This is a genomic window from Nocardia spongicola (assembly GCF_047200775.1).
In the GTDB taxonomy this organism is placed as follows: domain Bacteria; phylum Actinomycetota; class Actinomycetes; order Mycobacteriales; family Mycobacteriaceae; genus Nocardia.
The window spans coordinates 59,689-72,878 of record NZ_JBJZOO010000015.1 but is presented as its reverse complement, the minus strand read 5'-3'; the positions used below and the strand labels follow the sequence as shown (position 1 = coordinate 72,878).

At 64.1% G+C, this 13,190-nt stretch carries 9 protein-coding genes; 3 read left to right on the top strand and 6 right to left on the bottom strand.

The annotated features are described in order from the left end of the window. Positions 1–19: 19 nt before the first annotated feature. Positions 20–511 (bottom strand): carboxymuconolactone decarboxylase family protein, encoded by a 492-nt coding sequence (locus tag ACL02S_RS20460; protein ID WP_412804075.1) that lies wholly within the window; start codon positions 509–511, stop codon positions 20–22. A 93-nt stretch (positions 512–604) separates the two neighbouring features. Beyond that, on the bottom strand, positions 605–1,183 hold the full coding sequence (locus tag ACL02S_RS20455; protein WP_412804074.1) for a Uma2 family endonuclease: 579 nt from the start codon (positions 1,181–1,183) through the stop codon (positions 605–607). Positions 1,184–1,264: 81 nt separating this feature from the next. Here ACL02S_RS20455 and ACL02S_RS20450 point away from each other — a divergent pair, with 81 nt between their 5' ends. After that, a complete protein-coding gene (locus ACL02S_RS20450; protein WP_412804073.1) occupies positions 1,265–1,936 on the top strand; it encodes a histidine phosphatase family protein in 672 nt (223 codons plus the stop codon). A gap of 111 nt (positions 1,937–2,047) precedes the next feature. Further along, complete coding sequence (locus ACL02S_RS20445) at positions 2,048–2,311, top strand: hypothetical protein (RefSeq protein ID WP_412804072.1); 264 nt, start codon at positions 2,048–2,050, stop codon at positions 2,309–2,311. A 72-nt stretch (positions 2,312–2,383) separates the two neighbouring features. Here ACL02S_RS20445 and ACL02S_RS20440 read toward each other — a convergent pair whose 3' ends face one another. From ACL02S_RS20440 to ACL02S_RS20425, 4 genes are all read right to left on the bottom strand, one after another. Continuing rightward, entirely contained in the window at positions 2,384–3,298 is a 915-nt protein-coding gene (locus ACL02S_RS20440) for a cutinase family protein (RefSeq protein WP_412804071.1), read from the bottom strand. 297 nt (positions 3,299–3,595) lie between these two features. After that, entirely contained in the window at positions 3,596–5,065 is a 1,470-nt protein-coding gene (locus ACL02S_RS20435) for a glutamate synthase subunit beta (protein ID WP_412804070.1), read from the bottom strand. 122 nt (positions 5,066–5,187) lie between these two features. Beyond that, on the bottom strand, positions 5,188–9,840 hold the full coding sequence (gene gltB, locus ACL02S_RS20430) for a glutamate synthase large subunit (protein ID WP_412804069.1): 4,653 nt from the start codon (positions 9,838–9,840) through the stop codon (positions 5,188–5,190). Positions 9,841–10,578: 738 nt separating this feature from the next. Next, a complete protein-coding gene (locus ACL02S_RS20425) occupies positions 10,579–11,109 on the bottom strand; it encodes a chorismate mutase (protein WP_412804068.1) in 531 nt (176 codons plus the stop codon). 320 nt (positions 11,110–11,429) lie between these two features. On the opposite strand from ACL02S_RS20425, the gene ACL02S_RS20420 reads away from it, so the two are divergent. Then, positions 11,430–13,145 carry a DUF4407 domain-containing protein gene (locus tag ACL02S_RS20420; protein ID WP_412804067.1) on the top strand — a complete coding sequence of 572 codons (1,716 nt, stop codon included), beginning with the start codon at positions 11,430–11,432 and terminating at the stop codon, positions 13,143–13,145. The last annotated feature ends 45 nt before the right edge of the window (positions 13,146–13,190 follow it).

The window sequence follows — 13,190 nt, the reverse complement described above, 5'->3', positions numbered from 1 at the left end:
CCTTCCGGCGAATCGGATGTCAATGACCGGATATGTGACTGGGTAGCACGCAGACGGTATCCAAACCGAGGACGCGATTCAGTCGGCCGAAGGCAAGCCAGGAGCCGATGCTCATGCTGAGTTCGACCACTTCGGCCTGACTGTAGTCGGCGAGCATCCGTGTCCAGAACTCATCGTCGAGGCCGTGGTGGTCGGTGGCATAACGCTCCGCGTATTCGGCGGCCAGCCTGGTGCGGTCGTCGAAGGCGTCGGTAGTGCGCCAATTGGTGACGGCATCGGCGAATTCGGGCTCGACCTTCTTCCCGTCACGCTCGGTGCGCCAGTCCTGGCAGAACAGGCAGGCGTTGATCTGGGCGATGCGCAGCCGAGCCGCCTCGAATTCGCGCAGACCCAATGTGCTGTGCGAGTAGACCGACAACGAGAAGTTGGCGGCGGCGGCGCCGATGCCTGGGACCATTTCGCCCCAGACGTAGCCGATCGGGTCTTTCCCCTCGGGGATATCGATGATCATCCTTGTTTCCTTCCGGGTTTGCCGACTGTAGGACGCAAGGGGTGTCCAGCGCCGTAGAGTCCGGTTTCCGCGACTATCAGCCGAATGATCGGCTCAGAGCTGATCGATATCGGTGAGGTCGACGTCTATATCGAACGGTACGGTCAGCTCGAGACGATCGTGGTAGATCCCGGTAAGTGCGTAGACTTTCGTCGCCGGATCCAACTCGTAGACGTAGACCACCGGGCGACCGTCCACGTTCTCGACCCGCCAGAAATGTGCGATCCCCGCGCGGGCATACAGCTGCGGTTTACGCTCCCGGTCCCGAGTACGCGATTCGGCGGACACCACCTCGACCGCCAATACGACATCGTCGGCCTGGTACGAGGTCAGTTCAGGACCGCCATCGCGTTCGGCGTGGATCACGACGAGATCCGGTTCCGGACGCTGGTCTCGCCCGAGGGTCACGGTCATTTCCCGCCGCACCCGCAGAGGCGATGGGGCAAGCCTACGCAGAGCTGATTCGAACAACGTAACGACCAGCATGTGGAACTGCGCTTGCGGGCCGACGAAGACAAGACTCCCGTCGATCAACTCGGTATGTGGAGGAAGGTCGGGCAGGCGATCGAGATCCTCGGCGACGAACCCGCCCGGCGGTGGTCGCAACCACTGCGGAAACGGCTCGACAGTCATGCTCGAAGTATGTCACCCACAACGGGCTCCACACCGGATCCGAATGAAACCGGTTACCGGAGATCAGGCAGAGTTAGGTGGGTGCAGTTGATCCTCGTTCGTCACGCTCAACCGATCCGGGAACTGAATCCAGCCGGGCCCGCCGATCCACAACTGGCCCCCATAGGAGTAGAGCAAGCCAGGCGGGTGGCGGCCGCACTCGATCATCACCGGATCGCCCGCGTGGTGAGTAGCCCGCAGCGCAGAGCGCGGGAAACAGCGGCGCCGACCGCCGTACAGCTTGGACTCGACGTCGAGATCGTCGACGACCTCGCCGAATACGATCGCGATCTGCCCGCCTATATCCCGATCGAGGACGCCGAGATGGAGTTACGGGATATCCACGGATTACGAGATCTCCCTGGATTACCGGATATTACAGAATTCCGGGATATCGCCGAGCGGATCAAATCCGGGCAGCTCCCGGTACAGATCGATGCGGAAGCCTTCATAAACAGGGTACGCAGCGCCGTGACCGGTATCGTCGCGGCCGCCGACCCTGCCGAAACCGTTATCGCGTTCGCACACGGTGGGGTGATCAACGTGCTGTTACAAGAGGTTCTCGGGCTGGAACGACCGTTGACCTTTCCCATCGATTACTGCTCTATCACCCGCATCCTGTTCTCCCGTACCGGTCGCCGCACGACTGCCACCGTGAACGAGAACGGACATGTGTGGGATCTGCTACCGCGCAATATCGCAGCGCGAACCTGACCACTCACAGTCGACTACCAGGGTGGTCGCAGCCACATCTCAGCGCCGGGAATTTGAATAGCACCAGTAAGCCTCACAGATCGGTTGCTTGTGCTCCGAGAAAGGAATTCCATGTCGCTCTCCACAATGACTGTGCCACTGCGGCGTCTCACCCGGATCGCCGTGGCGGGCACGCTGATCGCCATCCCCCTGACAGCTTTCGCCTCGACCGCCTCAGCCGAAACCCCATCCGCCGCGATCAACTCGATTCAGCCGGTATCCGCCCCCGGTCATGACCGCCCTGCCCTCCGACCGGAACCCGGCCCCCGCGGACCCGAACACGGTCCCCGCGTACCGGGGATGCCGCCACTGCTGCCACCGACCGGTTCGAGCTGACCCAGCCCTGCCGCACAAGAACCCGGAGGGCCACCGCCTGTAGGTGGATGGCCCTCCGGATTCGGCGATCACTCAGGCCATTCCCGCGATCCAGCTGTGCATCCAGGAGATAGCGGTGTGGCCACCGCCCACCGAATAGCTGCCGTAGACCGTATGCGCCTGTGACTTATAGAAGTTCTCGATGTCCTCGGCTCGCTGCTGGTTGGCCGAATCCGTCAGCTGGGCCTGTAGCGTCGGGATACCACCGTGCTCCATCAAGTCCCTGATGATACTTCCCGCCTCGAGCTGATAGCGCCATAGATTGGCGGGATTCGCATCCGATACCTGGGCGAGGAATCCGGCGAAACGCATGATGAAATCGTCGGTCTCGGTCGCGCAGTACAGGTCGTCGACCGCGCAGATGGTGCGCGTGCGATCACTGAGCCACCCGAAGCCGCCGACCCTTGGGCCACCCGCACCCGCACCAGGTGCGATCGGGCCGACCTGGATATCGGTAGGTGAACGCCGGGGATCGGAAATCAAGCCGACACCGGCGACACGATCGGGCGGTACCACGCCGAGACCGGTGCCGATCTCAGCGGCGAGATCTCCGGCAGCATCCGCGCCCTGGCTGTATCCGACGAGTGCGATCTTGGTCGCCCCGCACCGCCGCGCCATGTTCGCGATCAGGCCACGGGCGCTGTCGACGGCCTCTTTCTTCGATCGACCATAGACCTCGCCCTCCCACGGGAAAGCAGTCGCGGCATAGGTTACGTAATCGACCTGCGCGGAAGACGGTAGTCCTCGGGTGACACCCGACAGCATCCCCGGTTGCGGCGTCTTGTCATGCCCGGTCTCCCAGGTGCCCGGGATCGCCACCACATACAGGCTGGGGCATCCGGGGGCCGCGTGCGCCGCGCCACTACCGAGAACCGAACCGGAGGTCGCCACACCGGACATCACTGCCGCGGCCGCGCCGACAGCCGCGGCGACCTTCTTCCACTGCATCCTGCTCCACCCTTGCCCGTCGAACTTCCCACCGAATGCCGCGTCAATGCTGGACGGACCGGATGTCGCTCCGGTGCACGCCGGGTGAACGCTTATCGCCCAGTCGATAAGCCGACTCCCCACATATCCAAGATCAACAACACGCTGGGAAATCAGCATAGGACCACAATCGATACGACGCCATTCGAACTCACACTGTGTCGGATTCCGGCAATGGCCTATCCCGGTAATGCCCAACGACCGGCGCCTGCGGACGAGTTCGTCCGCAGGCGCCGGTCGTTGGGCTGAGTTAGAGAATCAGCGCTGGGCCACCGTGGTCGGGGTGACCGGAGCCGGAAGCGCGGTCTCACCCTCCAGATACTGGTCCACACCCGCGGCGGCGGCACGCCCCTCGGCAATCGCCCAGACGATGAGTGACTGCCCGCGGCCCATATCGCCCGCGACGAAGACACCGGGAACATTGGTCGCCCAGTTCTTATCGCGCTGCACGTTACCGCGCTGGTCGTAGCCGACACCGAGATCGGTGAGCAGACCCGGCTTCTCGGGACCGACAAAGCCCATGGCGAGCAACACGAGGTCGGCTTCCAGGGTGAAGTCGGTGCCTTCGACCTTCTCGAAACGGCCGTTGACCATCGTGACCTCATGGGCCTCCAGGCCGGTCACCTTGCCGTCCTCGCCGATGAAGCGCTCGGTGTTCACCGAGAACACCCGCTCGCCGCCCTCCTCATGCGCCGAGGAGACCCGGTACATCAACGGATAGGTCGGCCACGGAGTCGAGGTAGCCCGCTCCTCCGGCGGACGAGGCATGATCTCGAACTGGTGCACGCCGGCAGCGCCCTGCCGGTGCGAGGTGCCGAGGCAGTCGGCACCGGTATCGCCACCACCGATGATGACGACCTTCTTATCCTTCGCATGGAGGGGCGGCAGGCCGTCGGCGTCGGTGACATCATCACCGAGCTGCACCCGGTTGGCCCAGGGCAGGAACTCCATCGCCTGATGGATGCCGTCCAGATCACGACCGGGAATCGGCAGGTCACGCGCCTGCGTGGCGCCACCGGCGAGCACGATCGCATCGAACTGCTCACGCAACTGCTCGGCGGTGATATCGACACCCACATTCACGCCGGTCTTGAAGATGGTGCCCTCGGCCTCCATCTGCGCGAGCCTGCGGTCGATGAAGCGCTTCTCCATCTTGAATTCCGGGATGCCGTAGCGCAGCAGACCACCGATCCGGTCGGCCCGCTCGAACACGGTCACGGTGTGCCCGGCCCGGGTCAGCTGCTGTGCTGCGGCCAGACCGGCCGGACCGGAACCCACAACGGCGATCTTCTTACCGGTGATACGAGTCGGGTAGACCGGGGTCACCCAGCCCTCATCGAAGGCGTTCTCGATGAGCTCGACCTCGACCTGCTTGATCGTGACCGGATCCTGGTTGATACCGAGCACACAGGACGCCTCGCACGGTGCTGGACACAGCCGCCCGGTGAACTCGGGGAAGTTGTTGGTCGCGTGCAACCGGTCGATACCTTCGCGCCAGCGGTCCTTGTAGACCAGGTCGTTCCACTCGGGAATCAGATTTCCCAGCGGACAACCGTTGTGACAGAAAGGAATACCGCAGTCCATGCACCGGCTGGCCTGAGTCCGGAGGGTCTGGTGGGAGAAGTTCTCCTCGTAGACCTCTTTCCAGTCCATCAGACGCAGCGGTACCGGCCGCCGCTTGGGCAGTTCCCGTGCGGTGTGCTTCAGAAAACCCTGGGGGTCAGCCACGAGCGGCCTCCGTATTCTCGCCTCTCGAGATTCGACTCGGCTGCTGAACGCGTCGTGCGCCAGTCACCGCTTCTGTATTCTCGCCTCTCAACATCGGACTCGACTTCTGGACGCGTCGTACCTCAGCCACGGGCGGCCTCCATAATCGCCGCGTCCACGTCCTTGCCGCTCTTCTCAGCTTCTGAGATGGCGAGCAGCACCTTCTTGTATTCCCGTGGCATGACCTTGACGAAATGGTTCACCTGCTGCGACCAATCGCTCAGAATGCGATCGGCGATCGGGGAGCCCGTCTCGTCACGATGCTGGGTGATGATGTCGTGCAGCCAGGTGAAATCGTCACCGGAGAGCGGCTCGAGCGCATCCGCCTGCTCGGGATTGAGCTTCGAGGCGAAGGCGCCGCTCGGATCGAAGACGAATGCCATACCGCCGGACATGCCCGCACCGAAATTACGGCCGGTCTCCCCGAGGATGACCACACGACCGCCGGTCATGTACTCGCAGGCGTGGTCACCCACGCCCTCCACCACCGCGGTGGCACCGGAGTTGCGTACAGCGAACCGCTCACCGACCACACCGCTGAGGAACACCTGCCCGCTGGTGGCGCCGAACAGGATCACGTTGCCCGCGATGATGTTGCGCTCCGCGACGAATTCGGTGGGCGCGTTCAACGATGGACTCACGACCAGACGCCCGCCGGAAAGGCCCTTGCCGACATAGTCGTTCGCATCGCCCTGCACACGCAGTGTGATACCCGCTGGCACGAAGGCGCCGAAGCTGTTGCCCGCCGATCCGGTGAAGGTGATGTCGATGGTGTCGTCGGGCAAGCCCGCGCCGCCATAGAGCTTGGTTACCTCGTGGCCGAGCATGGTGCCGACGGTGCGGTTCACATTTGTGATCTTGGTTTCGAACTTCACCGCTCGGCCCCGCTCCAGCGCATCGCGACTCTGCGCGATCAGCTGCTGATCCAGTGCCTTGTCCAAGCCATGGTCCTGCACCTTGGTGCAGCGGCGGTCCTGGTACATGAACGCCGTCTCGACATCGTCGAGGATCGGCGACAGATCCAGCTTGGCAGCCTTCCAGTGCTGCTTGGCACGCGAGGTATCCAGCAAATCGACCCGGCCGACAGCCTCGTCCAGCGTGCGGAATCCCAGCTGCGCCAACAGCTCCCTGACCTCTTCGGCGATGTACAGGAAGAAGTTCTCCACGAATTCCGGACTGCCGGTGAAACGTTCCCGCAGTACCGGATTCTGCGTCGCGATACCGACCGGGCAGGTGTCGAGGTGGCAGACGCGCATCATGACACAGCCAGAGACCACCAGGGGCGCGGTGGCGAAGCCGTACTCCTCGGCGCCGAGCAGCGCGGCGATCATCACGTCCCGGCCGGTCTTCATCTGACCGTCGACCTGCACCACGATGCGATCGCGCAATCCGTTGAGCAGCAAGGTCTGCTGGGTCTCGGCCAAGCCGAGCTCCCAGGGACCGCCCGCGTGCTTGAGCGAGGTCAGCGGCGAGGCGCCGGTGCCACCATCGTGACCGGAGATCAGCACGACATCGGCGTGTGCCTTGGAGACACCCGCCGCGACGGTGCCGACACCAGGCTCGGCGACAAGTTTCACGTGAATCCGCGCCTGCGGGTTCGCGTTCTTCAGATCGTGGATCAGCTGCGCCAGATCCTCGATCGAGTAGATGTCGTGGTGTGGCGGCGGCGAAATCAGGCCGACACCCGGCGTGGAGTGCCGTACCTCGGCGACCCACGGATACACCTTGTGCGCCGGAAGCTGGCCGCCCTCACCGGGCTTGGCGCCCTGGGCCATCTTGATCTGGATATCGGTGCAGTTGGTCAGATAGTGCGCGGTCACACCGAACCGCCCCGACGCCACCTGCTTGATGGCGCTGCGCCGCCAGTCTCCGTTCTCCTCCGGTTCGAAACGCGCCGGAGATTCGCCGCCCTCACCGGAGTTCGACCGGCCACCGAGGCGGTTCATCGCGATGGCCAGCGTCTCGTGCGCTTCGGCCGAGATGGAGCCGTAGCTCATCGCCCCGGTCGAGAAACGTTTCACGATCTCCGTGGCCGGCTCGACCTCTTCGATCGGGATCGGGGTGCGCGCCTTGTCCTTGAACTTGAACAGACCGCGCAGCGAGGCGAGCCGTTCGGACTGGTCGTCGACCAGCTTGGTGTACTCCTTGAAGACCGAGTACTGCCCGGAGCGGGTGGCGTGCTGCAGTTTGAAGACGGTGTCCGGATTGAACAGGTGGTACTCGCCCTCGCGCCGCCACTGGTACTCACCGCCGACCTCGAGCTCACGATGCGCGCGCTCGTTGCGGTTCTCCAAGAAGGCGATGTGGTGGCGGGCGGCGACCTCGTCGGCGATCTCGTCCAGACCGATGCCGTCCAGATGTGAGCGCAGACCGGTGAAGTATTCGTCCACCAAGTCCTGCGACAGGCCGATCACCTGGAAGAGCTGGGCGCCGTTATAGGAAGCCAGGGTGGAGATGCCCATCTTGGACATCACCTTCAGCACGCCCTTGCCCGCGGCCTTGTTGTAGTTCGCGACCGCCTTGCGGTAATCGGCGGCCGGATCACCGGTGCTGCCCGGTATCTCGAGCGCGCCACGGTCGAGCATGTCCTCGATGGACTCGAAGGCCATATACGGGTTGATCGCGGCGGCGCCGAAGCCGACCAGAGTGGCCATGTGATGCACCTCGCGGGCGTCACCGGCCTCGACGACGAGGCCGACCATGGTGCGGGTGCGTTCGCGGACCAAGTGGTGGTGCACCGAGGAGGTCAGCAGCAGCGAAGGGATCGGCGCCAGTTTCTCGTTGGACTCCCGGTCGGACAACACGATGATCCGCGCTCCGCCGTCGATGGCGGCCGATACCTGGGTGTTGATCGCCACCAGCGCCTTGCGCAGGCCCTTGCCGCCCTCATGCACCGGGTACAGGCCGCGCACCACTACCGAGCGCAGCTCGGGATGCGAACCGTCGTCGTTGATGTGCACGAGCTTGGCCAGCTCGTCGTTGTCCAGGATCGGCTGTTCCAGCGCGATCTGCTTGCAGGACTCCGGTCCCGGATGCAGCAGATCGGCCTCCGGACCGATATTGCGTTTGAGGCTGGTGACCACTTCTTCCCGGATCGCATCCAGCGGCGGGTTGGTGACCTGCGCGAACAGCTGCGAGAAGTAGTCGAACAGCAGGCGTGAGCGGGCGGACAACACCGCGATGGGGGTGTCGGTGCCCATCGAGCCGAGCGCTTCGCCACCGGTCTTGGCCATCGGCGAGATCAGCAGCTCGAGCTCCTCGGTGGTGTATCCGAAGATCTGCTGACGGATCAGCACGCGGTCATGCGACATGTGCACATGCGGGCGATCGGGTAGATCGGCGAGACGGGAGACGCCGTCATCCAGCCACTGCTGGTACGGATGTTCGGCGGCGAGCTGGGATTTGATCTCCTCATCGCCGACGATGCGGCCCTGGGCGGTGTCGACCAGGAACATCCGGCCCGGCTGCAGGCGGGTCTTCTGGACCACCGTGGACGGGTCGATATCGAGCACGCCGACCTCGGAGGCCATCACGACCAAGCCGTCCTCGGTCACCCAGATGCGGCTGGGGCGCAGACCGTTCCGGTCGAGCACGGCGCCGACGACAGTGCCATCGGTGAAGCACACCGACGCCGGGCCGTCCCACGGCTCCATCAGCATCGAGTGGTACTCGTAGAAGGCCCGCGCCTGCGGGTCCATGTTCTCGTTGCGCTCCCACGCTTCGGGAATCATCATCAGCACGGCGTGCGGCAAACTGCGACCGCCCAGGTGCAACAGCTCGAGTACCTCGTCGAACCGGGCGGTATCGCTCGCCCCTGGGGTGCAGACGGGGAAAATCTTCTCCAGCCGGTTCTTGCCCGCGGAGTCGATACCGAAGATGTCACTGCGCAGCAGCGCCTCACGGGCGCGCATCCAGTTCTCGTTACCGGTGACGGTGTTGATCTCACCGTTGTGCGCCACCCGGCGGAACGGATGCGCCAGCGGCCACGAGGGGAAGGTGTTGGTGGAGAAGCGGGAATGCACGATGCCAAGTGCGCTCTCCACCCTGGAATCCTGCAGGTCCAGGTAGAACGCACGCAGCTGCGGCGTGGTGAACATGCCCTTGTAGACGAAGGTCTGTCCGGACAAACTCGGGAAGTAGACCGATTCCCTGCCGACCGCGCCCCTGCCCGCACCGGCCGAGCCGAGTTCGTGCTCGACCCGCTTGCGCACTACGTAGGCGCGACGCTCCAGATCCATGCCCGACAACGGCTCGGCGGCGTCCTTGGGCGAGGCGATGAAGATCTGCCGGAAACTCGGCATGGCGTCCCGCGACAGCGCACCGAGCGACGAGTCGTCGATCGGCACCTCGCGCCAGCCGAGGACCTCCAAGCCCTCTTCTTTGACGATCTTCTCCACGCCGTAGGCAGCGCGCGCGGCTTCCCGGCGAGCCTGCGGCAGGAAGGCGATACCGGAAGCGTAGGAGCCCTCCGGCGGCAACTCGAAATCCACGATGGCGCGGAAGAAGCGGTCGGGAATCTGGATCAGGACCCCCGCACCGTCTCCGCTGTTGGGCTCGGCGCCCGCGGCACCACGGTGCTCCAGATTCAACAAGGCCGTAATAGCCTTGTCGACGATGTCGCGGCTGCGTCGGCCGTGCATATCGACGACGAATGCGACGCCGCAAGCATCGTGCTCGTTCGCCGGGTCGTAGAGCCCGATGGGTCCAGGTGACCTGTGGCCAGGAAGTTGCGTCATGCCTCTGCCTTCAAGAAAGTCGGCCTCCGAAAAAACGGCCGAAGAAAACGGCCTTCGAGTGCCTCCGTACAAGACTGCGCCCGTACGTTCCGAAGCCAGCTGCGCTGATGGCCTTCGGCGTGCAGTCAGGTCTGCAGTTTTTCCACCCGCTTCTATGACGTAGTGGGCGCCCTTCGGTAACAGATCTCTAACACGATCCTTACCTCCGAACAGGTGCTCGCTCGCTACGCTGAGCACCGGCTAGGGCTGCCCGAGCGGGCGATGTCGCCGGACATTCTGTGTCCGACATAAGAGCAAACGATAAGTCAGGTCCAAGCCCCAACCAACTTAGGTTGTACTAATAACCATGTTTAGCTGGGCTTCTTCATTCGGTCCTCCACGTGTGCGCGCTGTCTAGTGTAAGGCAGCCAGTGCCATGGGATCGATCCCATGGCACTCGGTGCCAGCTCTGAAAACCAGCACGAGGAACCGGCCCGAAACCTCCACACAAGGTTCGGAACCCACTCTCACCTGCATCGAGAAGGGTTTCCCCCGCTCAGGCCCCGGCAAACCAGACGATTATGGTTAACTCGGCAACAGAGCCGATGAGACTTCTACTACAACGGTGTGACATGCCAGAGATGTGATCCGACCGTCCGGATTCTTTTTTGAACTATGGCACTCAGCACATATTCAGCAAACACTCAGGAAGTGGCACTGGACACACTTCCGATGCGAGTCCGCAGGAGGAGGGCCCGACTATGCGGGGCAGAGGGCGATCACCGCACGGACCAGCGCGACCCGATGCAGAGTGTCACCCCACCCCGCAGCGAACACGCTGAACACACTGCGCGCCAACTGTTCCACACAATCCGGTGCGATCAGCTCGGCCCTGCGGGCGCGGAGCTGGGCGAGGATCTCGATATTCACCCGGTCGATAACGGAACGAACGGACGCGAGATCAACAGCGTCGACCGGTGCCTCGGCACGGTCGAAACGCCACCGCAGCATCAACCCGAGCTGCACCGTCTTACTCGCCTCGATCTGGCTGAAGAAGATTTGCCGCACCCAGGTCTCCGGCAGGTCACTGCCGCTACCGAGACGCGCGACCGTGCCGTAGACCTCGGCCTCGCGGGCGGGGTCGGCGATGGCGGACCCGACACCGCGGTCACCGGTCGTCCACTTCGCCGCTGCCACCGCATCGGCGGTGTCCAGACGCTCGGCCATCAACGCGATCAGCGTGTACAGCGATCCTGGTGCCCGCACGGAGCTCGCGTCAGCTTGCCGCATGACCGATACCACCGAGAGAACCGCTACCGAGGTTCCACGCAAGTACGAACGTCCCGATACCACTCGCATCGGGACGTTTCGCACGGAAACCGATCACCGTGTCAGCCTAGGTGTGTTCACCACGGCGCTCGGAGCGACCTGGACATGACGCGACATAGAATGCTCTGTGAGTCTGAACACATCCGGGCGTCTCTGCTCGCAGGGTCCCCCGGCCGCCTGTCACGCTGTCACAACGAATCCGTGACAGTTTCATCGCGCCCGCGGGAAGCACTGTCGCCCCCCCGCGTAAAGCACCTGGGACGTAGAGGATGTGCCTTCCTATGACCGTCACCGGCTTGTTCACCTGGCTCGGCGGGGGCCGGAACAGCGCTATCACCGATCGCCACGAGCGTGCCGGTTACACCCTCACCGGCGCCGCCGTACTGCTGTTCGCGACGATCTCCGGTGTGGTCACCGCACTCGCCACGGCCTCGGCCGATACGTGGCCGCTCTGGGCAACGATGGCCGCTGGGCTGGTGGTCGCGATGCTGATCGGGGCACTCGCGCGGGCACTGGCCACACCGCCGCCGAGTGGAGAACCGGATCGGCTCGGACTGATCGCGCGCATCGCGGTCGCCGTACTGACCGGCGGATTACTCGCCGAACTCGCCGCAGTCGTGCTTTTCGGCGGGTCTATCGATCGCGTACTGGATGAGCAGGCGCAACGGTCGGTCGATTCGGCTCCGCGTGTTGTCGCGGCGCAAAACGAGCTGGATCGGGCGAAGAATGACCGAGCCGCACTCGAACAGCGGATTACCGAGGCACAAACGGATATCGACCGCGCACTGGTGATCGCGCGCTGTGAGTACAACCCGACACCTGAGTGCCCACAGACGAAGATCACTGGTGTACCCGGCCGTGGCCCAGAAGAACAGACAGCCAATGACATGCTCGATGACGCGCGCGGGCAGCTCGCCACAGCGCAGGAACGAGTAGCCGAGGCCGACCGCAGGATCATCGACGAGCAGAACACCCTCACCGCGGCGAAGACCGCCGCCTTCGACGATGCCGACCGCGGACTCGGTGCGCGGTGGCAGGCGATGAACGACTACACGCTGCGCACGGCATTGCCGCAGCGCTTCCTGGTATTCGTGGCCTTCGTTATGCTTGCCTTGCTGCCATTGATACTGCGCTGGTGGCGCGGGGAGACCTCATTCGATCGGCACAACGCGGCACATACCGTGCGCGACCGAGCCGAACTCGAAGCCGACGCGGCCATCGCGATCAAGCAGGCACACATACGCACCGAGACCGAAACCTTGCGCTCCGAACAGCAACTCACCTCCGCCCGCCTCGCCGCAGCGGCGGACACGGCTATCGACCGGGAGCGACAGCGCACCCGGATCATCGCAGCCATCGGAGGTATCGAGATCGGTATCACCGAACCGCCGCGCCGCCCCGAGCTCGCCGCCGAGGCCGACGACCGAAAGGACAGCGCCATGCCACATGAGATGACGCCGAACCTACCCGCTACCGCACCGGCAACTGTCCCCACACCGGCACCCGCGCCCACATCGTCCCAGCGCGGTGGTGGCCTCGAGCTGCCGCTGATCGGCACAGTACCGTTCACCGACACCGCGGCGCGCTTCATCCGGCCGCTGGTTCCCTCGTTCGTCGCCAATGCGATCGACACCGCGACACATCCACTGCGTACCGCGCGCCAGGCGTTCGAAGAAGTGGAGGAAGTCACCTTCACCCTGCGGCGCACCCGCAAAGTCACCGTCGACGGCTACGCCGAACACCCGCGGCAGACGAATGTCCAGGGGGGACATCAGCTCCAGCACGGCTCTCCCGAGACCGCACATGCCCGGCATATCGCGTCTACTATCGTCGATTCGGGCTATCCGGCCCCTCGGGTCTCTGACTACTCCGCACTCCCGCCGAACGGCACCGCCGACTACGCCCTGCCCACGCAGCCCCATAACGATGAACTGCCCGGCCGTCGGCGCCCCGAACTGCCCGAGGCCGATCGACGTGAGCTCCCGCCCGGCCGCTGAGCGCACCGCGCCAACCGAGCCGCTACCAGAAGGTGGTACATCACC